The organism is Archangium sp. Cb G35 (assembly GCF_001896145.1).
Classification (GTDB): Bacteria; Myxococcota; Myxococcia; order Myxococcales; family Myxococcaceae; genus Archangium; species Archangium violaceum.
The window spans coordinates 333,188-355,733 of sequence record NZ_MPOI01000002.1 but is presented as its reverse complement, the minus strand read 5'-3'; the positions used below and the strand labels follow the sequence as shown (position 1 = coordinate 355,733).

13 protein-coding genes are annotated in these 22,546 nt (G+C 68.6%); 11 read left to right on the top strand and 2 right to left on the bottom strand.

The annotated features are described in order from the left end of the window. Positions 1-55: 55 nt before the first annotated feature. From BO221_RS07810 to BO221_RS07795, 4 genes are all read left to right on the top strand, one after another. Positions 56-5,347: an ATP-binding sensor histidine kinase gene (locus BO221_RS07810; protein ID WP_073559765.1), complete on the top strand. Its 5,292-nt coding sequence runs from the start codon at positions 56-58 to the stop codon at positions 5,345-5,347. A gap of 106 nt (positions 5,348-5,453) precedes the next feature. Continuing rightward, entirely contained in the window at positions 5,454-6,050 is a 597-nt protein-coding gene (locus tag BO221_RS07805) for a hypothetical protein (protein ID WP_073559764.1), read from the top strand. 255 nt (positions 6,051-6,305) lie between these two features. Continuing rightward, a complete protein-coding gene (locus BO221_RS07800; RefSeq protein ID WP_073559763.1) occupies positions 6,306-7,190 on the top strand; it encodes a hypothetical protein in 885 nt (294 codons plus the stop codon). A gap of 553 nt (positions 7,191-7,743) precedes the next feature. Continuing rightward, on the top strand, positions 7,744-9,936 hold the full coding sequence (locus tag BO221_RS07795) for a hypothetical protein (RefSeq protein WP_083680838.1): 2,193 nt from the start codon (positions 7,744-7,746) through the stop codon (positions 9,934-9,936). Positions 9,937-11,187: 1,251 nt separating this feature from the next. Here the strand turns inward: BO221_RS07795 and BO221_RS07790 are convergent. After that, positions 11,188-11,796: a hypothetical protein gene (locus BO221_RS07790; protein WP_143195330.1), complete on the bottom strand. Its 609-nt coding sequence runs from the start codon at positions 11,794-11,796 to the stop codon at positions 11,188-11,190. A gap of 124 nt (positions 11,797-11,920) precedes the next feature. Here BO221_RS07790 and BO221_RS07785 point away from each other — a divergent pair, with 124 nt between their 5' ends. The 6 genes from BO221_RS07785 (at position 11,921) to BO221_RS07760 (ending at position 18,299) form a co-directional block, all read left to right on the top strand. Continuing rightward, positions 11,921-13,015, top strand: coding sequence for a glucose 1-dehydrogenase (locus BO221_RS07785; protein ID WP_073559761.1), 1,095 nt, complete (start codon positions 11,921-11,923; stop codon positions 13,013-13,015). Positions 13,016-13,117: 102 nt separating this feature from the next. Then, the gene (locus tag BO221_RS07780; RefSeq protein WP_073559760.1) at positions 13,118-13,759 is read left to right on the top strand and encodes a cyclase family protein; all 642 of its coding nucleotides are present in this window, start codon (positions 13,118-13,120) and stop codon (positions 13,757-13,759) included. 116 nt (positions 13,760-13,875) lie between these two features. Continuing rightward, complete coding sequence (locus BO221_RS07775) at positions 13,876-15,741, top strand: glycoside hydrolase family 15 protein (RefSeq protein WP_073559759.1); 1,866 nt, start codon at positions 13,876-13,878, stop codon at positions 15,739-15,741. A gap of 316 nt (positions 15,742-16,057) precedes the next feature. Further along, positions 16,058-16,960 carry a TIGR04222 domain-containing membrane protein gene (locus BO221_RS07770; RefSeq protein WP_073559758.1) on the top strand — a complete coding sequence of 301 codons (903 nt, stop codon included), beginning with the start codon at positions 16,058-16,060 and terminating at the stop codon, positions 16,958-16,960. Beyond that, the gene (locus tag BO221_RS07765; RefSeq protein ID WP_073559757.1) at positions 16,957-17,793 is read left to right on the top strand and encodes a DUF692 family multinuclear iron-containing protein; all 837 of its coding nucleotides are present in this window, start codon (positions 16,957-16,959) and stop codon (positions 17,791-17,793) included. The genes BO221_RS07770 and BO221_RS07765 overlap by 4 nt, the downstream gene beginning before the upstream one ends. After that, the gene (locus BO221_RS07760) at positions 17,790-18,299 is read left to right on the top strand and encodes a hypothetical protein (RefSeq protein ID WP_073559756.1); all 510 of its coding nucleotides are present in this window, start codon (positions 17,790-17,792) and stop codon (positions 18,297-18,299) included. Before BO221_RS07765 ends, BO221_RS07760 begins: the two co-directional genes overlap by 4 nt. Before the next feature lie 46 nt (positions 18,300-18,345). Here the strand turns inward: BO221_RS07760 and BO221_RS07755 are convergent, their stop codons facing one another. Next, positions 18,346-18,870: a DinB family protein gene (locus BO221_RS07755; protein WP_073560257.1), complete on the bottom strand. Its 525-nt coding sequence runs from the start codon at positions 18,868-18,870 to the stop codon at positions 18,346-18,348. A 108-nt stretch (positions 18,871-18,978) separates the two neighbouring features. On the opposite strand from BO221_RS07755, the gene BO221_RS57035 reads away from it, so the two are divergent. Continuing rightward, positions 18,979-22,545 (top strand): WD40 repeat domain-containing protein, encoded by a 3,567-nt coding sequence (locus BO221_RS57035; protein ID WP_073559755.1) that lies wholly within the window; start codon positions 18,979-18,981, stop codon positions 22,543-22,545. Position 22,546: the final 1 nt, after the last annotated feature.

Below are 22,546 nucleotides of genomic sequence, written 5' to 3'. Positions count from 1 at the left end.
AAGACATCATGAGCGCAGCCGAGAACTCCGTATTTAGTTTGAGGCCAAACGAATCATGATGGACATCCCCGGCCACACCCTGCGCGGTGCCCTGCGGACCACGGGCGCCAACCTCCTCTTCAACGCCGTGTGTGGGGCGGACGACCGGCCCGTCATCATCAAGACGCCCGCGCAGCCCTCGCCCGGCCCGCGCGAGTGGGAGCGTTACCGCCGTGAGGGCGGCATCCTCCAGCGGCTGCGCAACGTGGAGGGCGTACCGCGGGTGCACTCCTGCGAGCTCGTCCAGGATCGCCCCCTGCTGCTGCTGGAGGAGGTGGAGGGCGAGCCCCTGTCCAAGCGCGTGGGCCAACGGCTGGAGCTCGACTGCTTCCTCGGGCTGGCCATCTCCCTGGCGTCGACGCTGGGGGAAATCCACCGGCGGGGCGTCATCCACAAGGATCTGAAGCCCTCCAACCTCATCCTCACGCCGGAGGGGGAGGGACGCATCATCGACTTCGGCTCGGCCACGTTGCAGCGGGTGGAGCACGTGGACTCGGGGCTGCCCCATTCCATCGAGGGGACGCTGGCGTACATGTCCCCGGAGCAGACGGGGCGGATGAACCGGGCGGTGGACTACCGCACGGACTTCTACTCGCTGGGCGTCACCTTCTACGAGCTGCTCACCGGCGCGCTGCCCTTCCAGGCGAGGGACGTGCTCGGGTGGTTCCACGCCCACCTGGCCAGCCATCCCCAGCCGCCGCACGAGCTGCTCGAGTCCGTGCCGCCGTCGCTGTCGGCCATCGTGATGAAGCTGCTGGCGAAGGTGGCCGAGGAGCGCTACCAGGGCGCCGACGGGCTGAAGGCGGATCTGGAGCGCTGCCGGGAGCGGCTGCTGCGCGGCGAGCGGGACGTCTTCACTCTGGGTGAGCACGACTTCCCGCACCACTTCCAGATGCCCCAGCGGCTCTACGGGCGCGAGGCCGCCGTGGCCACGCTGGTGGAGAGCTTCAAGCGGACGGCGCGCGAGGGGAAGCCGGAGCTGGTGCTCGTCAGTGGCTACTCGGGCATTGGCAAGTCGGCCGTCATCCACGAGTTGCACCGGCCGGTGGTGGAGCGGCGCGGCTTCTTCCTGCAGGGCAAGTTCGATCAATTCCAGCGGGACGTCCCCTACGCCACGCTGGCGCAGGCCATCCGCGGGCTGGTGCAGCAGTTGCTGGCGGGCACCGACGAGGAGCTGGCGGTGTGGCGTGAGCGGCTGCTCGCGGCGTGGGAGGGCCAGGGCCAGCTGCTGGTGGACCTGGTGCCGCAGCTGGAGCTCGTCGTGGGCAAGCAGCCGGCCGTCGCGGAGTTGGCGCCCACCGAGGCCCAACGCCGCCTCCACCGCGTCATCGAGCAGTTCCTCGGCGTCTTCTCCACCCGCGAGCACCCGCTCGTCCTGTTCCTGGATGACCTGCAGTGGGCGGACCTGGGGAGCCTGAATCTCATCCAGCACCTGCTCGCGGACCCGGAGGTGCCGCCCGTGATGTGGGTGGGGGCCTACCGCGACAACGAGGTCAACCCGTCCCACCCGTTGATGCTGATGCTGGACGAGCTGCGCAAGACGGACGCGCGCCTCACCGGTGTGCGGCTCGAGCCGCTGAGCCTCGAGCAGTTGCGGCGGCTCATCGCGGACGCGCTGCCCGGGGCGGGGGAGGACGTGGTCGCGCCGCTCTCGGCGCTCGTGCTGGAGAAGACGGGGGGCAATCCCTTCTTCCTCATCCAGTTGATGGTGACGCTGCACCAGGACGGGCTGCTGGCGCGCCTGCCGCAGGGCGGGTGGCGGTGGGATGCCGAGGGCGTGCGGGCCCGGGGCTACTCCGACAACGTGGTGGACTTCATGGTGGGCCGGCTGCGCCAGCTGCCGGAGGCGGCCTGGTCCCTGCTGCGCCTGGCGGCGTGCGTGGGCAATGACTTCGCGCTGCGCAGGCTGGCCATCATCTCCGGCCTGGAGCCGCTCGACGTGGAGCGCCACCTGGAGCCGGCGCTCGAGGAGGGCATGCTGGCGCGCAGTGCCGCGGATCGCATGCGCTTCCTGCATGATCGCATCCAGCAGGCGGCCCAGGAGCTCATCCCCGAGCAGGAGCGCAAGGCGGTGCACCTGCGCATCGGCCGGCTGCTGTTGGCGAGCATGACGCCCGAGGAGCTGCGCGAGAAGCTCTTCGACGTGGTGGGGCAGTTCAACGCCGCGGTGGAGTTGCTCACCACGCCCGAGGAGCGCCTGCGCGTGGCGCGGCTGAACGCCGAGGCGGGCTGGAAGGCGCGGAGCTCGGCGGCGCACCGCTCGGCCATCGCGTACTTCAAGGTGGCCTTCGAGCTGATGCCGGGAGACCCCTGGAAGGTGGAGCCGGAGTTCACCTTCAAGCTGTGCCTGGACTGGGCGGCCAGCGAGCTGATGAATGGCAACGCCGCCGGGGGGCGCAAGCTGGTGGACGTGCTGCTCACGAAGCGGCGGAGCATCGCGGACACCGCGGCCGTCTACCGCTTGAAGGGCGAGCTGCACATGGGCGCCGGCGGGCAGATAGAAGAGGCCGCCTCGTGTCTGCTGGAGGGCCTGGGGTTGCTGGGCATGCACCTGCCGCCCCGCCCCACCTGGGAGCAGGTGGTGGAGGCCCACGAGGAGGTGCAGGCCCTGATGGCGGGGCGCTCCATCGAGAGCCTCGTGGAGCTGCCCCTGATGAGCGACCCGGACATGAAGGCCATCATCGGGTTGCTGGCCTCCCTGTTCACCCCGGCGTGCTGCATCGACAACAACCTGCTCATCCTCCAGCTGTGCCGGGTGGTGTCGATGAGCCTGCGCCATGGCAACAGCGAGGCGTCCGTCATTGGCTACTCCTGGTACGGCCTGGTGCTGGGCCCCGTCTTCAAGAAGTACCGGGAGGGCCATGCCTTCGGGGAGCTCGCCTGCGCACTGGTGGAGCGTCACGGCTTCGCCTCGGCCCGGGGCATGGCGCTCTACAGCATGGAGACCATCAACCCCTGGACGCGGCCGATGGCGCGCTCGCTGGAGCTCATCCGCGGCGCCTTCCACCACGCGCTGCAGGGCGGTGACTTCCAGGTGGCCTGCTACTGCTGCAACCACACCGTCACGGACCGCCTGATGCTGGGCCACCACCTGGACGATGTGCACGCGGAGTCGGTGGCCCGCTTCGACTTCGCGCGCCGGGCCGGCTTCCAGGACGTGATGGACGTCATCCGCGGCAGCCAGCGCTACGTGCAGCAGATGCGCGGGCTCACGCGCTCCTTCGACACGTTCACGGGGGAGGACTTCGATGAGCCGGCCTTCGAGGCCTCGCTCACCCCCGAGCGCATGAGCACCATGCGGTGCTGGTATTGGATTCACAAGATGCAGGCGCGCTTCATGTGCGGCGCGTACGGCGAGGCCCGGGAGGCGGGAGACAAGGCCGCCGAGCTGCTGTGGACCTCCATCGGCCACATCCAGCTGCTGGACTTCCACCTGTACCGGGGGCTGACGCTGGCGGCGAGCGTGGCGGACGCGGCGCCCGGGCAGCGGGAGCGGTGGCTGGAGGAGCTGCGCGGACACCACCGGCAGCTGGCGGAGTGGGCGGAGCAGTGCGCCGGGAACTTCCTCGCGCCCGAGCGGATGCTCGCGGGCGAGCTGGCGCGGGTGACGGGCCGGAACGAGGAGGCCATGAGCGCGTACGAGGAGGCGCTCCAGTCGGCCCGGGAGCATGGCTTCATCCAGAACGTGGCGCTGGCGAGCGAGCTGGCGGCGAACTACTGGCGCGGACGGCGCTTCCAGACGATCGCCGAGACGTATGCCCGGGGAGCCCGTGAGGCGTACCTGAGCTGGGGCGCGGGCGGCAAGGTGAAGCACCTGGAGGACCGGTGGCCAGAGCTCGTGCTCTCGGGGGCCTCGGAGCGCGAGTCCTCGTATGACACGGACACGTCGCGGATCGACGCGCTGACGGTGGTGAAGGCGCAGCGGGCCATCTCCGGGGAGATCGTCCAGGAGCGGCTGGTGACCACGCTCATGCAGGTGGCCATCGAGAACGCGGGGGCACAGCGCGGCGCGCTGCTGCTGGTGCGGGGGGACGCACTCCGGGTGGTGGCCATCTCCGGCGACTCCCCGGAGGCCCCCATCGTCCTGCCTCCCGAGGGCGCGCCGGCCGAGCTGCCGTGGACGCTCATCTCCTACGTGAAGCGCACGTGCGAGCACGTGCTCATCGGGGACGCGGCGCGGGTGCACGCCTTCCCATCGGACGAGTACCTGCAGCGGGGCAAGGCCCGCTCGGTGCTGTGCCTGCCGCTGCTGCGCCAGGAGGCGCTCTACGGCGTGCTGTACCTGGAGAACAACCTGGCGGCGGAGGCCTTCACGCCGGATCGCCTGGAGCTGCTCGGGCACATCGCCTCGCAGGCCGTCATCTCCATGGAGAACGCGCGGTTGTACGCCGACGTGCAGCACGCCGAGGCGGCCCTGCGGCGCGCCAATGACGAGCTGGAGGCGAGGGTGGAGGAGCGGACCCGGGAGCTGCGCGAGGCGCAGATGCGCCTGGTGGACACGGCGCGCGCGGTGGGAATGTCGGAGGTGGCCTCGAACGTGCTGCACAACGTGGGCAACGTGCTGACCAGCGCGGTGGTGAACCTGGAGGTGATGCGGCAGACGGTGGCCACTTCCCGCCTCAACCGGCTGAAGCAGGTGTCGGGCTTGTTCGAGGAGAACCGTGGGCAGCTGGGGGACTTCTTCACGAGGGACGCGCGGGGGCTGCAGATGCCGGACTACTTCGCCGCGCTCACCGACCAGTTGCTGGCGGAGCAGACGAAGGTGCGCGACGGCCTGACGGAGATGGGCTGGCACGTGGAGCACATCCGCTCCATCGTCCAGGTGCAGCAGAACTACGCCAAGACGGCGCTGCTCATCGACGAGTGCGAGCTGTCGGAGCTGGTGGATGACGCGCTGCGCATCCAGATGTCGGCGCTCAAGCGCCACGGCGTCACCGTCACGCGGGAGTTGATGGATTCACGCAAGGTGCGCGTGGACCGGCACAAGGTGCTGCAAATCCTCATCAACCTCATCAGCAACGCCAAATACTCGCTGGACGGGATGCCCGAGGGAGAGCGGCGGATGTCCGTGCGGCTCCACGTGGAGGGGGAGCTGGCGCGCATCCAGGTGGTGGACAGCGGCGTGGGCATTCCCCAGGAGATTCGCGACCGGCTCTTCTCACACGGTTTCACCACGCGCCGGGATGGACATGGGTTCGGCCTGCACTCGAGCGCACTGGCCGCGCAGCTGCTGGGAGGCAAACTGCTGCTGGAGAGCGATGGGCCGGGCAAGGGGGCCACGGCCACGCTGGAGCTTCCGCTCCGCTAGGTTTCCGCCTGGACCCGCGGCTTCGGGCGAGCGGTGCTGAAGGCTTGCTGATGTAGTCTTCGGCCCCCAGCGCCGGACTCGCTGTTCACGCCGCGCACGTCAACCCATGCTCCGAAGCTCGACTCTCTCGCTTCTCTTCGCCGGATGGGCAGTAGCGCTCCTTCCCACCGCCGCCGGAGCGGCCGACCTCTCCGCGCGTTTCGCGCTCGGGGGCGGCGCGCGGTTCGAGGGCGCGCCTGGGCGTCCCGCGCTCGACCTCGCCGTCCGCGCGGACCTGCTCCTTCCCCGCACCGTGGGCGACTACTGGGGCATCGGCCCCTCGGTCGAGCTCCGCACCACCGGCTTCGATGCGCTCGACCTCGCCGGAGGGTTTTCGCTCTTCGCGCCGCTGGGCTACTACTTTGGCCTCTCCGTGAGCGCCGGCGTCGGGCAGTCCTTCGCCGGTCCAGGGCGAGGGCTCCACGCCTTCACGCAGCTCGGTTGGGGCATGCGCGCACCGTTCGCCACCGAGCCTTACGGGTCCAGTCAGCCCGTGCGCCACTCGCTCTACTCGACCGGCGGCGGCCTCTATGTGCGGTATGCGCGCTCGCTGAATCTCGAGGACCGGTCGGTGCTCTCCGCCGGAATCGAGTTCGACCCGGCAGCGGTCGTCGGAATGGTCGAAATGCTCTCCTGGCTCTTCACCTCTGCGGGTAGGGGCTGAGCAGCGTGTTCCCTTCGCACGGTGGGCGTTCGTCCTTCCTCTCGGCGACTTTGGCGCTCACGCTGCTGGGGTGGCCCGCGCCCGCGCGCTCCGCATCGACGTCGTGGGCTCAGGTCCAGCGGTGCGAGAACCTCGTGGACACTCCGCTCGGAAGTGGACGTGGCCGGAGGTGGGCGGGAAGGGTCGTTTGACGGAAGTCCTGGGGCCCTGGCAGCCTCGGGGTACCTTCCCCAAGGTATGCAGGAGTCTTCCGTCGTGCCCGACCTCTTCACGCCTCTGACCCCCACGCAGAAGGCCGACTTCCACCGGCGCTACCTCGCCTATCTGCGCGGGCGCGACGGCGAGCCCCAGTGGCAAACCCATACGTTCTCGGTCCGCGAGGCGTTCTACCAGCGGATCGACCAGCGGCCCGTGCGGCGCACGGGAGCGCCCGTGGTGAGCCAGGACGTGTTCGACCACCACCACGTGCGGTACCGGCCCGGGGAGAAGCTGGACGAGCCCACGCTCTGGGCGCTGTGCGTGGCGAAGACGAACCGGGGCGAGCGCTTCGGCGTCGAGTACGCCCACCGCATTGGCACCGCGGAGCGCAATGGCGATCCGGGCAACCCCACGACGTACATCGGAATCGAGGAGTTCTATCACACGCGGATCTTGAGGGACGTGCTGCGGGTGATTGGGCTCGAGATGGAGATGTTGGATCCGAGCCTCACTCAGCAATGGCTCATCAAGACGATGGCGCGGCTGCCGAAGAAGCTGGGCCTGCCGTTGATTCTGTGCGGGGAAATCACGGGCGTGGCGATGTTCCAGCTGCTGCTGAACAAGGCGCGGGAGCTGTTCGCGGACCAGCCGGGGCCGCTGGCGCGCATCGAGGAGCTGTTCGCGCAGATCATGGTGGATGAGGTGGGGCACGTGCACTACGCGCGCAGCCAGTTGGACGCCCCGGGGCTGACCATCGCGAAGTGGCTGCTGCCGCTGGTGGCGCGCGGCATCGTGGATGGGATGCCCGAGTACTACCAGCTCTTCGGACGCGAGCGGCTGATGGAGGAGGTCCTCCGCGCCGACGTGGACGCCGCCGCCCGGCCGTATCCGGATCGATTCATCCCGTTCGACGCGGAGGAGCAGGCCCGGCCCGCGGCGTGAGGGCCAGGAGAGAAGTGGGTCTCCCGAGCGCGGTCTCAAGCAACTGGTCCGATTGCAGGGTTGGTCGGAACAGATGGGGAATGGCAGTCGAGCGAGGAATCCCTCGGTATTGGCTAAGAGGGGCATTAGAGCCGGTTTCGGTAGGAGGCGCGGCAACTCCTCCTCTCAAGGAGCGGCTTTCCAGAAAAGTGCCCTATAGCAACAGGTGCTAATGTTGTGACCTGATGGCCTCCACCGGTCCGAGCACCGTTGACCCCAGTGTCGGCATTGCGGCGGCCTCCACCGGATTGGGCTTCGCCTGCCGTACTTTGGTGGCCTCTATTGGGCATGAGGTGACCCCGTGGATTCCGTGCTGCCATGGTGGTTTCCACCGGCCTGTGTTTCTTCACCCAAAGTCGTGCGCCCACGCCAGAGTAGAGGGCAAAGCAACGAACAAGGGATATTGCCGTCTCCATGTAAAATTTAAAATATATGGTTTTTAGGGGAAATCTCCATGTGTTTGGCATAGATCATTTGAGTCTCACCTTCACTTGGAGTCGCCTCAGGAGTCACCGTGCTGCGACAAGAAACAACCTTCGTCCTCTCCCTCTTCCTGTATGGACTGCTTTGGAGTGGTTGCGGCCAGCCTACGCAACTCACCCCTGTATTGACCGATGAGGCCTTCACGGCTCAAGAACAGACGCTCGTCACCACTACACCCGCTGTTGCTGCGGGAAATGCCCATACCGTAGTGTTGAAGGAGAATCGCACTGTCTGGACCTGGGGCGGCAACTACTTCGGGCAGCTCGGAGATGGCACAGAGGCGGATCGCCGCCATCCAAGGCGGGTCGGCAATTTGAAGGACATAACCGCAATTTCTGCGGGAAGTTACTTCACGCTGGCGCTCAAGGCAGATGGCAGCGTGTGGTCCTGGGGAGACAATTACGCTGGTCAGCTCGGAGATGGCACGAACGCAAGGCGACACCATCCGGTCCAGGTGCAAGGACTCTCGAACGTGATTGCCCTCGCTGCAGGTGACTACCACTCGTTGGCACTCAAGGCGGATGGCAGCGTGTGGTCCTGGGGGGATAACTACTACGGTCAGCTCGGAGATGGCACGGTCGGGGCAAGTGCCGTCCCCGTGCAGGTGCAGGGCCTAACGGGAGTGATCGCCATCGCGGCGGGCGACTACTACACGCTCGCACTCAAGTCAGATGGAACAGTCTGGGGATGGGGCGATAACGCCCAGGGTCAACTCGGAGACGGCACGACCGATGCGAGTTCCTTTCCAGTGCAGGTGCAGGGCCTCTCCGACGTCACCGTCATCGCTGTGGGCAGCACGCACTCCCTTGCTCTCAAAGCGGACGGAACTCTGTGGGCGTGGGGTGACAACTCCTACGGTCAGCTTGGAGACGGCACGACCAATTCGAGCGTGAGCCCGGTTCAGGTCTCCAGTATCTCCGGTGCGAGCGCCATTGTAGCGGGCAGTTCCCACTCCCTGGCCTTGATAACTGGAGAAGTATATGCATGGGGTGACAACTACTACGGCCAGCTCGGAGATGGGACGACGAATACGAGCGTCACCCCCGTGCCGGCGCAGGGCCTGACGGGAGTTACCTCCATCGCCGCTGGAGGCTTCTACACGGTCGCGCTGGTAAATGGAGCGGTGAAGGCCTGGGGTGACAACTACTTCGGCCAGCTTGGAGACGGGACCCTCGATTCAAGCCCAGCTCCCGTGCAAGTAATGGGATTCAACAACATCATTTCCGTCGCCGCGAGCGAAAATAACCACTTGGCTCTCAAGGAGGATGGAACTGTCTGGACCTGGAGTGATTCCGGCACCACGGCTCCCGTGCAAATCAACGGACTGACGGGCGTGACCGCCATCGTCGCAAGTTCGGCACACGCCCTAGCGCTCAAGGCAGATGGAACCGTCTGGGCCTGGGGCGCCAACTCCTACGGCCAGCTCGGAGATGGAACCGTCACGTCTCGTTCGACGCCTAGGCGTGTGCAGGGTCTAACGAGTGTTATCGCTGTTGCCACTGGCGATCGGCATTCACTCGCATTGAAAGCCGATGGAACCGTTTGGGCCTGGGGCTATAACAGCTGGAGTCAGTTGGGGGATGGAGGCTATGCGAACCGTTCCACTCCCGTGAGGTCGAAGATCACGGGCGTGAAAGCGATCACCGCTGGTTATGGATACTCACTTTACCTCAAGGCGGATGGAACCGTCTGGGGGGTGGGATACAGCCAGAGCGGCGCACTGGGAGCCAGTTCAACTGTTTACCTAATCGCGACACAGATACAAGGTATCACTGGAGTGACGAGTATCGTCGCTGGCGGGCACCATGTGGCAGCAGTCACAGCACATGATCTGATGTGGACTTGGGGATACAATAGCGACGGACAGGTTTGCCATGGTTCAACTGACAACAACATGACCCCTATCATGTGTCCTTACGTCCCAGTCTATACTGTTGCAGCGGGCTATAAGCACACTCTCGTGCTCTTTAGGGGCGGATATCTGTACGCTTGGGGTGATAATGCATCTGGACAGCTTGGGAATGGGACGACCAATGACAGCGGCGAATCCAGTAATTTTGTGTCAGTCTACCCTTCTATGACTATGATCTCCACAAGCGAGACGCGTTCACTGGCATTGCACACGGATAACTCCGTGTGGGCCTGGGGTGGAGGAACAACCGCCCCGACGCAAGTGGAAGGCATCACCGACACGCACCCCACTGCATTCACCGTCACCCCATAATATCTCGGGCCCGGCGCTCTTTTCCTGGAGAGCTGGGCCCGAGATGTTTCCCTGTCCTCCCCCCTCCTGGTAGGGCTGCCTGGACGTGTGTGTGCCTAAGGTCCCGACTCGGTAGGGCCCTCCTGAACATCCGCTCCCGAGGAGCAGCCTGTCTGAAGCAGTTCCTACCGAAAGTCGAACAATAGCGCTGTAACTGGGCGCCTCAATGATGTCCAGCTCTTCGGGGCGGGTCTACGTCTGGAGCAAGTGAGGTCTGTGTACCCGCTGCCCTGAGCGCTGCGGCTGCTAGTGACGAACGGATGCACCTCTCAGTGAGAGAACAGGGGGCAGTGAGGTTCCGTGCGCACGCCCTACATTCCCGGAGCCGTGCCCAGAGCGAGTTTCTAGGGACGATGCACGGCACGCCAAGAGGGCCACGGTTCAAGCAACTCGTGAAGGTGTCAAAGAGTTCAGGGCACGAACCTTTGCAACCAGTGTCCTAGCTGACTCCACTTATGGTTGGGCGCAACTGCCCAACTAGTGGGGTGACAGACCAATGCTATGTTCTCGTAGCTACATCCCCAATCCGGGGCGAAGTCGAATGGTTTCCATCGCTTGGTGTCAGGCTCGAACATCTTTTGAAACAGAGGCCAGTACTCCTTTCCATATGCCACGACAAATCGTGGGCTCTGGGCAGAGAAGAGATGGTGATAGGTTTGAATTCGCTGCGTTTGAAGCCGTGCTAGGTAGGTTGATCGCGATCTCAGCGCAGGAATCTCATTCTGAAATTTAGCGTAAGGCCAAGTTCGCGTATCCGGCGATGGGAGTGGATAGAGCTCGCAGACGAGTGTCTCTTCGTGAGGCCGCCCCCAGCGCGTTGCCTGATAACCACGTCGATCATCAGCGTCCGCCGAGCTGCGTTCAGCAGTACGGAGGGCCAGCAGTAGCTTGCTCCAGGTGGCCTGCAATGCAGGTCGCCGTTCGCGGAAGTGTTTTTGGTAGATCGGATGGTGGCGATGATAGCGCCACATGTCTTCGACCCAGTCACCTTCAAGGCGCTGCTCAAGCTCCCCAGGTGCGCAGGCTTCCTCCATTCCGAGGAACCAGTAGCGGGCGGCCGGGTTCCCGTATCCGAGGCGATGGTTCAGCCAGAGTTTCAAACGCTGCGAATCCATTTGATATACAGCCCCGCCTTCCACCAAGTCGGGGAACTTCTACTGCTGTCCCCGCCTTCTGCGTGAACTATCGGGTGAGGCTCTCCGACCTATCTCGCTACACCCCCGGAGCCGTGCCCTGGGCGCGCTCCTGGCGGCGGCGGCGCACGGCGCGCCAGGTGAGCCACAGCCCGAACAGCAGCACGAGCACCGCCGCCACCGTGAAGATCAGTCCCATGCGGCTCGCCTGCGGCCGGTTGTCGTGCCACAGCGTGAAGCCCGGCGACTCGGGGTTCTTGAGGAAGCGGTTGACCGAGACGACGGTGCGGTTGGCCTCGCGCTCCTCCTCCATCCACTGGTGCGACAGCGGGAACTCGCCCCGCGTGGTGACGAGCACCGGACGGTAGATGTTCTGCTGGTCGCCCCGGGGCGTGCGGCTCCGCTCGACCCGGGCGCTTTGAATCTCCCCCGGGTAGAAGGCGAGCGGCCGCTCCTTCGTCAGCCAGCCGCTACGGGTGAGGGCACAGCCCCCGCCCCGCTGACACTGCAGCTCGGTGCGGGCCTTCGTGTCCAGGAAGCTCAGCCCGAAGACGAAGAAGGGCACGGACAGCGCCAGGACGCCGATGGCGGCGATGAACAGGGAGCGCGAGGGGGTGACGGAGGGCGCGGTATCGCTCACGGCCCCGTCATAAACCCGCACCGGGGTGCCGAGCACGCGCAAACGCACGTCCCGCTCCGTTGACCGGTACCCACCCCGTCCCTCCCGAGTGTCCACCACCGGTGCTCCCACCTCCTTCCCGGGTGCACGCCGCGTCAATCCAGGGCATCGACGGGACTCACAGGAGGTGGTGATGAAGGCGGTGGCCGTGTTCCCGAAGGGCCGCGAGGTGAAGGTCATCGACGTGCCCGAGCCGAAGCTGCGCTCCCCTACCCAGGTGCGGGTGCGCACGCTGGAGGTGGGCGTGTGTGGCACCGACAAGGAGGTGGTGGAGGGGAAACACGGCAAGCCCCCCGAGGGCGAGGACCACCTCATCGTCGGCCACGAGTGTCTGGGGGAAGTGGTGGAGGTGGGCGAGCAGGTGGAGAACCTGAAGCCCGGGGACCTGGTGGTGCCGCGGGTGCGCCGGCCGTGCCCCCGGGACGAGTGCGCGCCGTGCCGGGCGGGGTACTCGGACTTCTGCGTCACCGGCGAGTACACCGAGCGGGGCATTCAGGCGGCCCACGGCTTCTGCGCGGAGCTCTTCGTGGAGGACGCCCTCTACCTGCACAAGGTGCCTCGCGAGCTGCGGGGCGTGGCGGTGCTGACCGAGCCGCTCACCATCGCCGAGAAGGCGCTGCGCGCGGTGGCGCATATCCAGACACGCATGCCTTGGGAGAAGGACAAGGGCGGCCGGGCGGTGGTGCTGGGCTCGGGGCCGGTGGGCCTGCTGGGCGCCATGGCGCTGATGCGCGCGGGCTTCCAGACGACGATGTACTCGCGCTCACCCAAGCCCAACCCGAAGGCGGAAGTGTCCGAGTCGCTGGGAGTGCCCTACGTGTCCTCCAAGCAGCACCGGGTGGAGGAATTGGTGAAGCAGCGGGGGCAGGCGGACATGGTGTACGAGGCGGCGGGCGTGGCCAGCGCGGGCTTCGAGCTGATGGATGCCCTGGCTCCCAACGGCGTGTATGTCTTCACCGGTGTGCCCGGCAGCGAGGAGGGCGAGCTGGACCAGGGCGAGCTGATGAAGCAATGGGTGATGAACAACCAGGTGGTGCTCGGCACGGTGAACGCGGCGCCGGAGGACTTCGAGGCGGCGGTGGCGGACCTCGGGCGCTTCCGGACGAAGTGGCCCGGAGGCCTGGAGCGCCTCATCACCGCCCGGCACCCTCCCGAGGACTACGCCGAGGTGGTGGCGGGTCGTAAGGCAAGCCACATCAAGGACATCATCGTCTTTTCCCGGGGGTGAGAAACGGGTGACACTGCGTGGGTCCCCTCTCCCCCTGGGAGAGGGTTAGGGTGAGGGTCTTTCAACCCCAGAGGACACCGGAGTCCCAAGGAGGAGAAGCACATGGAGGGAGCCTGGCTGGACATCTCGGTGCCATTCGGTGAGGAGCCATCGCAGGAGGGCGCGGCCGAGGCCTCGAGGGTGGCGCTTCCGGAGAGCTCGGCGGAGCAGGCCGAGTGGCTCAAGCGCGCGGCGTGGATGGGGACGTACGTGACGGCGCCGCCGAGCCTGGAGCTGGACCTGGAGGACACGGAGCGTTTGCCGCTGACGGCCACGGTGGGCAAGGCGCGGGTGCTGCTGCTGGACGACGTGGACTGCATCCGCGCCGACTCGCTGGCGGAGTACGAGCCGAGGGCGGGGGAGCGGTTGCTGTTGCGCACGCGCAACTCGCAGCGCGAGTGGTGGAAGCGGCCGCACGGGGAAGACTTCGTGCGCCTGTCGGAGGCGGCGGCGCGGCTGCTCATCGAGCGTCAGGTGGCGTGCGTGGGCGTGGATTACGTGTCGCGCTCGGGCTTCCACTCGGACGGCGTGGCCGTGCACCAGACGTTGCGCGATGCCGGGGTGTGGATCATCGAGGGGCTGGATTTGAGCGACGTGAAGGTGGGGGTGCACGAGCTGGTGTGCCTGCCGCTCAACGTGAAGGCGGAGTGGGGCTCGCCCGCCCGGGCGCTGCTGCGCGCCCTGCGTGACCCGGCCGCCGGGTAGCCGGGCGGGCGGGGAGCGGCCTCCCCTCGGGCCTTCCGGACGCATACATCTCCTGGACGCCGTGAGGCCACGGGAGGTGGAGACGCCGGGGCCCGGACACAGGGGAGGTGCCGGCCATGAATGGGCAGCACAAGACGTCGCGCGCTCCAGCCATCGAGGACCACGGCGTCATCGGGGACCTGCGCACGGTTGCCCTGGTGGCGACGGACGGGACGATGGACTGGTTGTGTTTCCCCCACTTCGACAGCCCGAGCGTCTTCGCCGCGCTGTTGGACCCGGAGAAGGGGGGGCACTTCCGGATCGCCCCGGAGTTGGACGGCGAGCGGGTGGTGCACAAGCAGTTCTACTGGCCGGACAGCAACGTGCTGGTGACGCGCTTCTACTCGCCGGACGGGGTGGGCGAGCTGGTGGACTTCATGCCCATGGGCCGGGGAGGCCACGCGGGCCGGGTGCGCGAGGTGGTGCGGCGCATCCGCGTGGTGCGCGGTGAGCTGGCCTTCCGCATGGAGTGTCTGCCCTCGTTCAACTACGGGCGGGATGAGCACCAGGTGCGGATGCTGCACGGCGGGGCGAGTTTCCTGTCGGAGTCGTTGAAGCTGACGCTGGTGACGTCGGTGCCGCTGGAGACGGACGGGCAGCGTGTCACCGGGCGTTTCACGCTGCACGAGGGCCAGTCCGCGGTGTTCGGCCTGCGCGAGGGAGCTCCGGACTCGTGCAAGGACACGGTGATGGGGCACGAGGCCTCGGAGGCGCTGTTCCGCGGCACGGTGGATTACTGGCGGCACTGGGTGGCGGGGTGCAGCTACACGGGGCGGTGGCGCGAGGTGGTGCAGCGCTCGGCGCTGGCGCTCAAGTTGATGACGTTCGAGCCCTCGGGAGCCATCGTCGCGGCGCCCACGTGCAGCCTGCCGGAGGAACCGGGAGGCGTGCGCAACTGGGACTACCGCTACGTGTGGATTCGCGACGCGGCCTTCACGGTGTACGCGCTGTTGCGCATCGGCTTCAAGAAGGAGGCGGGAGCCTTCATGCGCTGGCTGGAGGCCCGTATCGCCGAGCTGCCCGAGGGAGAGCCCCTGCCTCTCATGTATGCGTTGGACGGCGGCGAGGTGCCGAAGGAGCAGGAGTTGTGGCACCTGTCTGGCTATGGCGGCGCGAGGCCGGTGCGCATCGGCAACGGGGCGTCACATCAGCTCCAGTTGGACATCTACGGGGAGTTGATGGACTCGGTGTACCTGTACAACAAACACGGGGCTCCCATCTCGTATGACTTCTGGAGGCACCTGCGGCAGTTGGTGGACTGGGTGTGTGACCACTGGCAGCTGCGGGACGAGAGCATCTGGGAGGTGAGGGCGGGGAAGCAGAACTTCGTGTACTCGAAGATGATGTGCTGGGTGGCGGTGGACAGGGGCATCCGGCTGGCGGACAAGCGCAGCTTCCCGGCGGACCGGGCGCGGTGGCTGCGGACGCGTGACACCATCTTCGAGGAGATCATGCAGAAGGGCTGGAGCGGGAAGCGGGGCGCGTTCATCCAGTCATACGAGACGATGGCGTTGGACGCGGCGAACCTGCTGATGCCGCTGGTGTTCTTCCTGTCGCCGGTGGACCCGAGGATGCTGTCGATGCTGGACATCCTCCGCCAGCCGCCGGCGAGGGGCGGACTGACGTCGGACGGGCTGGTGTTCCGCTACGACGCGGAGGCGACGTCGGACGGGGTATCGAGGGGGAGGGAGGGCACGTTCAACCTGTGCACCTTCTGGCTGGTGGAGGCGATGACGCGGGCGAGCGTGACGCGGCCGGACCTGCTGCACGAGGCGCGGCTGACGTTCGAGCGGATGCTGGGCTACGCGAACCACGTGGGGCTGTACGCGGAGCAGACGGGGCCCTCGGGCGAGGCGCTGGGCAACTTCCCGCAGGCGCTCACACACCTGTCGCTCATCAGCGCGGCGTACAACCTGGATCGGGCCCTGGGCCACCGGGACTGAGCCGCCCGCCGGGCGCGCTCGTCACCAACTTGTCCAACAGTTGGACAAGTTCGCGAACATCGTCACCGGAAGGCTCCGCGCCTCCCCGTCAATTTCCCCTCTCCCCTCGGGAGAGGGACAGGGTGAGGGTATGTGAGGTCCCGGCTTGCCCCTGTGTGAGGCTCCCTGGTTCCCGTGAGACACTCCGGGCCGGGTGTCACCGCTCCGCCCCTGGCCAGTCACGGAGTTGTCACAGGAGGAGCCGTTACCTCCGGCGTGTTCTTCCTGCAAGGGAAGGCGAAACCCGAGAAGGGCGAAGGCCCGGAGGAGGGAAGCCATGAACCCGTTGGACTGGAGTGGTGAGCAGTTCCTGAGCGTGTACATCCCGTTCCTGGTGCTGCTGTTGCTCGCGGCGAAGGTCTGGCAGTCCACGTTGAACCAGCCCTCGGAGGAGCCGCGCCCCGGAGAGTTGGAGTTGGATCCGTACCAGGTGGCGGTGCTCGAGCGGCGGGAGGGAGGGGTGAGGGCGGCGGTGGCGGCGCTGGTGCATGCCGGGGCGCTGAAGCTGGAGGACGGAGTGCTGAAGGCGGTGGCCGGGCCGCCCGCGCGCATGCTGCCCTTCGAGCGGGCGGTGTACGAGGCGGTGGCCGGTTCGACGGGGGATGTCTCGGAGCTGGAGAAGAAGCTGGGCCGGGAGCTGGACGGAATGGAGGAGGGGCTGCGCCGCCGGGGCCTGCTGATGAAGCCGGAGGTGGCCGAGGGGTACACGCGTTACCCGAAGTGGCTCTTCTTCGGACCGGCGCTGGGTCTGGGATTGGCGAAGATGATGGTGGGGATCTCTCGCGACAGGCCGGTGGGGTTCCTGGTGGTGTTGCTCATCTTCGCCTCGGTGGTGGGCTTCGGGGTGCTGGGGGGCTCACCCCGGCGTACGAGGCGGGGTGACAAGGCATTGGCGAAGCTGCGGTGGGACAACGAGGCGTTGCGGACGACGGCGAAGGCGGACGGGGCGTGGGGGACGATGAACAGCGGGAGCGTGGCGATGGCGGTGGCGCTCTTCGGCACGGGGCTGCTGGTGAGCTCGGGGATGGGGGATCTGCGCTCCTACCTGGTGCCTCCGGGGAGTGCGGGAGGGGGCGGGGACGTCAGCTCCGGTGACAGTGGCGGGGGTGACAGCGGTGGAGACGGGGGAGGCGGCTGCGGCGGAGGCTGCGGCGGTTGTGGGGGTGGAGGCGGGGATTGAAGCCGCCAGCGGGGGTGGGGCTGGGGTGGAGGAGGCAGTTGGCGCACTACCTCGACGAAGCGGAGGGGGTGGACTTCGTGGAGGTGCTGGCCGAGCACCTGGATCCTCGGGGCCCGCTGCCGGAGCCGCTGAAGCGGCTGAAGGAGCGGGGAGTGCCGGTGGTGCTGCACGGGGTGTCGCTGGGGCTGGGGAGCGCGGAGCCGCCGGAGCGGAAGCGGTTGGACATGCTGGCGCGGCTGGCCGAGCGGCTGGGCGCGGTATGCGTGAGCGAGCACCTGGCCTTCGTGAGAGCGGGAGGAGTGGAGAGCGGGCACCTGCTGCCGCTGCCGCGCACGGGGGAGATGTTGGAGGTGCTGGCGGAGAACGTGCGGCGGGCCGAGGAGGCGCTGCCGGTGCCGCTGGCACTGGAGAACGTGGCGAGCCTCTTCGAGTGGCCGGGCGAGGGGATGACGGAGGCCCGGTGGCTGGCGGGGGTGCTGGAGCGAACGGGAGTGGGGGTGCTGCTGGACGTGGCGAACCTGTACGCGAACACGCTCAACCACGGGACGGACGCGAGGGAGGTGCTGGAGGCGGTGCCTCGAGAGCGGCTGGCCTACGTGCACGTGGCGGGAGGGGTGAAGCGCGGAGGGCTGTACCACGACACGCACGCGCACGGGGTGCCCGAGGGGCCGCTGGTCCTGCTGGAGGAATTGGTGGAGCGGGTGGGGCCGGTGCCGGCGCTGCTCGAGTGGGATGACCACTTCCCACCGCCGGAGGTGCTCGGCGCGGAGCTGGAGGCGATGAGGGCGGCGCAGGCGCGAGGGGTGGCGCGGTGGAAGGGCGGGGGTGCATGAGCGCGCGCGAGCGATTGGCGAAGGCGCAGGCGGAGCTGGCGCGAGCGTTGGGAATGGGAGAGCCGGTGCCGGAGGGCTTCGACGCGGAGCGGGTGGGAGCGGCGGCCGAGGCGTTGGGGATGAAGCGCCGGAGGCTGGTGCAGCGGACGTGGCCGATGGTGGCGGCGGCGTTGGGAGCGGACTTCGCCAGGCGATTCGAGACGTGGGCGCGGGAGAACCCGTTGCTGGGAGTGGAGCCGAATCCGCTGGCGGATGGACGGCGCTTCGCCGGGAGCCTGCGAGCGGCGGGAATCTTCCCGGCGGAGGCGGAGGAGGAGTGGCTCCAGTTCGAGCTGCGCTGGAGGCTGACGGACGAGGGAGGACTGGAGGCGAGGCGGGGCGTGGTGCTGAAGACGGCCCGGGTGGGCAGAACGAAGCGAAGGCTACTGGCGGTGCGTCTACCCGGAGGCCGGATCCTCTGGTGGAGCGTCAATATCCCCTCGCCCTCCGGGAGAGGGACGGGGTGAGGGTATCGAGGACCATGAGTTGCCCCCGTGTCAGCTCCCTGAGGCCTCAGCGCGCCCTGACGGCATACAGGAAACGCGCGTAACCGAGCTCCGAGGCGTTCTTCGTGAGCTCGACATTGGCCCAGGCGATGACGTCCCCGAAGGGACGGTCCGGGAAGGGCCAGCGGGTCCGCTGTACCGAGCGCACCTCGTCTTCGGTGAGCTGCTCGAGCTTCGCCCGCCACTGGGCCTGGAGCCGGCCGATCCACTCGCGGACACCGTCGGCGGTCCCGGGCCACAGTACCTCCTCGCGGGTCAGCTTCCCCTCGCCGAAGGAGTGGTCGAGCACCATGGACCACCAGAAGCCGATGTGCCACGTCACCCACGCGATGCTCGGAGGACCGAGGTCATACCCCTCGTGTTCCGGCCACTCGGCGCGCCACCGTCCATCCGGGTCCTGCCGCACATGGAGTCCCACCTGCGCGGGGCGCCACAGGAACTCCTCGGTGGAGACTCCCTCCAGGTGGTACCAGGTGAGCGCCCACGCCGTGTCGAACTGCCGGAGCAAGTAGTCTCGCGCTTCGTTGGCCATGGGGCGGAGCGTACCCGCATCCCCACCCACCGCCGAGCCCGCTCGCCCGCTTCCCGGGCAACACGGGTGAAGCCCCTGCCCGAGGCCCCCGGCTGCTAAGCTGCGCCCGTGCGGAACGAGCCCCTCGCGGCCAACCCCAATACCTCCGATGCCCGGCCCTACCGGGGCCTGCTGGCCTTCGAGCCCGAGCACCGCCGCTTCTTCTTCGGACGCGGCGAGCTGGAGCGCGAGCTGGTGCTGCGCGTCCGCGCGTCCATGGGCGGCTGGGGCTCGCGCTTCCAGGTGGTGGTGGGGGCCTCGGGCAGCGGCAAGTCCTCGTTGGTGCTGGCCGGGCTGGTGCCCCGTCTCCACGAGGACGCGCGCGAGCCCTGGGACACCGTCGTGCTGCGGCCCGGTGAGGTGGGCGCTCCCCGGATGCTCGAGGTGGAGGAGGGCCCGGGCCGCTTCAGCTCGCTCGGCAGACTGCGCGCGCTGCTCTCCGGACTGCACCGCCAGGACAGCGCGCCCACGGACCAGGGGGCCACCGTCGCCGAGGTCCTCCGCGAGGCCCGGGGGCTGCGCGAGGCCGGGCCGGAGCGGTGGCTGCTGGTGGTGGTGGATCAGCTCGAGGAGCTCTTCACCCAGGTGGCCACGGTGGAGGAGCGCGAGGCCCTCATGCGGGCGCTGTGGAGGCTGGCGCACACCCCGGAGGCGCGGGTGGTGGTGGTGGCCACGCTGCGGGTGGACGCGCTCGGGCGCTGCGAGCACGTGCGGGTGGACCACGAGGGCCCGCAGCTGGAGTCGGTGGTGTACTCGGCGGCGCACCGGCTCTTCGTGGGCCCACCGCGGGCCGAGCAGCTCACGGACATCATCCAGGGCCCGGCGCGGGTGGTGGGGTTGCATCTGGAGCCGGGGCTGGTGGAGGCGCTGCGGCGGGACGTGGAGCAGGAGCCCGGAGCGCTTCCGTTGCTGGAGCACGCGTTGGACCAGCTCTGGGAGCGCCGTGCGGGGAGCCGGCTGACGCGGGCGGCGTACGAGGAGCTCGGCGGGGTGGTGGGGGCGATGGCGCGCACGGGAGACAGGCTCTACGAGTCGCTGCCGGAGGCCGAGCGGCACCAGGCGCGGCGGCTGCTGGCGAGGCTGGTGGACCTGCGCGAGGAGATGAGCCCGCACGCGCGGCGAGAGGGATTGAAGCAGCTGCGCCCGGAGCGGGAGGACGAGGCGGCGGCCTTCGACGCGGTGGTGGAGAAGCTGGTGCGGCACCGGCTGGTGGTGCGGGGCGAGGACGGGGGGCGGCCGCCGGAGCCGTGGCTGAGGCTGGCGCACGAGGCGATGATCCGCCGGTGGGGCCGGCTGGTGGAGTGGGTGCGGGAGGCGCGCGGGCAGAAGCCGCGGGTGAGCGAGGCGGAGGCGCGGGAGCGCGAGCGCACCCGGTACGCGAGGGACGTGGCGCGGGTGCTCCAGGCGAGGCGGTTGCTCGAGTGGGACCTGGCGCTGGCGGTGCTGGTGTTGCGCGAGGTGGCGGAGCCGGAGCGGACACCGGAGTGGCACCCGACCGTGCTCGAGGCGCTGCACCGGGGCGCGATGCAGCCCCTGGTGCTCGCGGGCCATGAGGGACGGGTGGAGCTCGCGGCCTTCAGCGCGGACGGCGAGCGGGTGCTGACGGGCTCGGCGGATGGGACGGCGCGGCTGTGGAAGGCGGACGGGACGGAAGCGCCGGTGGTGCTCGCGGGACATGAAGGAGGGGTGTGGTCGGCGGAGCTGAGCGCGGACGGCGAGCGGGTGCTCACCACGTCGCAGGAGGGGCGGGTGCGGGTGTGGAGGGCGGACGGGGCGGGCGAGCCGGTGGTGCTCGCGGCGTACGAGGAGCGGGTGTGGCCCGCGGAATTCAGCCCGGACGGGCAGCGGGTGCTCAGCGTGTCGGAGGACGGCACGGTGCGGGTGGGGCTGGCGGATGGCACGGGCGAGCCCGTCATGCTGCGAGGCCACGGAGGCCGGGTGCTGAGCGCGGAGTTCAGCGCGGACGGGCAGCTCGTGGTGACGGCATCGGAGGACGGGACGGCGCGGGTGTGGAGGGCGGACGGCGCGGGCAGGCCCGTGGTGCTCGCGGGCCATTCAGGCACGGTGCGCTCGGCGGAGTTCAGCGCGGACGGGCAGTGGGTGGTGACGGCGTCGGAGGACGGGACGGCGCGGGTGTGGCGAGCGGATGGCACGGGAATGCCCGTGTTGCTCCGGGGCCACGCGGGCGCGGTGCTGAGCGTGGAGTTCAGCGCGGACGGGCAGCAGGTGGTGACGGCCTCCGCGGACGCAACGGCGCGGGTGTGGCGAGCGGATGGCACGGGCGAGCCGGTGGTGCTCGCGGGCCACGCGGCGGGTGTGTCGAGCGCGGAGTTCAGCGCGGATGGGCAGCGCGTGGTGACGGCGTCGGAGGACGGGACGGCGCGGGTGTGGCGAGCGGATGGCACGGGAACGCCCGTGTTGCTCCGGGGCCACGTGGCCGAGGTTCGCTCGGCGGCCTTCAGCCCGGACGGGCAGCGGGTGCTGACGGCGTCGGAGGACGGGACGGCGCGGGTGTGGAATGGCCTCGGGGAGCCGGTGGTGCTCGCGGGCCACGAGGGCGCGGTGACGTGCGCGGAGTTCAGCGCGGACGGGCACCGGGTGCTCACGGCCTCCGAGGACGGGGCGGTGCGGGTATGGAGGGCGGACGGCACGGAAGCGCCGGTGATGCTCGCGGGTCCGGAGGGAGAGGTGGGAGCCGGGGCCTTCAGTCCGGACGGGGAGCGGGTGGTGACGGCCTCGAGGGCGGGGACGGTGCGGGTGTGGAGGGCGGATGGCGCCGGAGAGCCGGTGGTGCTCCAGGGCTACCTGGCGATGCTGTGGCCCGCGAAGCTGAGCGCGGACGGCGAGCGGGTGCTCACCAAGTCGCAAGAAGGGGCGGTGCGGGTGTGGAGGGTGGACGGCACGAGCGGGCCCGTGGTGCTGCGAGGCCATGAGGAAGAGGTGTGGTCCGCGGAGTTCAGCGCGGACGGGCAGCGGGTGCTCACCCGCTCGCAGGATGGGACGGTGCGGGTGTGGAGCGCGGAGGGCACGGGCGAGCCGCGCGTGCTCGCGGGCCACGTGGGAGGGGTGAGGGCCGCGGAGCTCGGCGCGGACGGGCAGCGGGTGCTCTCCGTGGCCGAGGACGGGACGGTGCGGGTGTGGAAGGCGGACGGCACGGGCGAGCCGCGCGTGCTCGCGGGCCCGGAAGCGGAGGTGGAGCTCGCGGCCTTCAGCGCGGACGCCTGGCGGGTGCTCACGGCCTCACGGGACGGGACGGTGCGGGTGTGGAAGGCGGACGGCACGGGCGAGCCCGTGGTGCTCCGAGGCCATGAAGGGCGGGTGGAGCGCGCGGCCTTCAGCGCGGATGGCGAGCGGGTGCTCACGGCCTCCGAGGACGGGACGGCGCGGGTATGGAGGGCGGATGGGACGGGTGAGCCGCTCGTGCTCGGTGGACCCGAGGGAAGAATGGAGCGCGCGGCGTTCAGCGTGGACGGCGCCCGGGTGCTCTCGGTGGTGGAGGACGGGACGGTGCGCCTCTGGACGGTGGGCACGGCCCGGCTCCAGGCCCTGCTGAGCGAGGCCGTCTCGGGAAGCCTGACGCCGGAGCAGCGCCAGCGCTACCTGCTCGAGACGCCGGAAGAAGCCCGGGCCCGCTGAG

Excerpts from the sequence above, each read along its gene's own strand:
- BO221_RS07810 (WP_073559765.1), top strand. The coding sequence starts at position 56 with ATGATGGACATCCCCGGCCACACCCTGCGCGGTGCCCTGCGGACCACG.
- BO221_RS07770 (WP_073559758.1), top strand. The coding sequence starts at position 16,058 with ATGAACCCGTTGGACTGGAGTGGTGAGCAGTTCCTGAGCGTGTACATC.
- BO221_RS07780 (WP_073559760.1), top strand. The coding sequence starts at position 13,118 with ATGGAGGGAGCCTGGCTGGACATCTCGGTGCCATTCGGTGAGGAGCCA.
- BO221_RS07755 (WP_073560257.1), bottom strand. The coding sequence starts at position 18,870 with ATGGCCAACGAAGCGCGAGACTACTTGCTCCGGCAGTTCGACACGGCG.
- BO221_RS07760 (WP_073559756.1), top strand. The coding sequence starts at position 17,790 with ATGAGCGCGCGCGAGCGATTGGCGAAGGCGCAGGCGGAGCTGGCGCGA.
- BO221_RS07775 (WP_073559759.1), top strand. The coding sequence starts at position 13,876 with ATGAATGGGCAGCACAAGACGTCGCGCGCTCCAGCCATCGAGGACCAC.
- BO221_RS07805 (WP_073559764.1), top strand. The coding sequence starts at position 5,454 with ATGCTCCGAAGCTCGACTCTCTCGCTTCTCTTCGCCGGATGGGCAGTA.
- BO221_RS07785 (WP_073559761.1), top strand. The coding sequence starts at position 11,921 with ATGAAGGCGGTGGCCGTGTTCCCGAAGGGCCGCGAGGTGAAGGTCATC.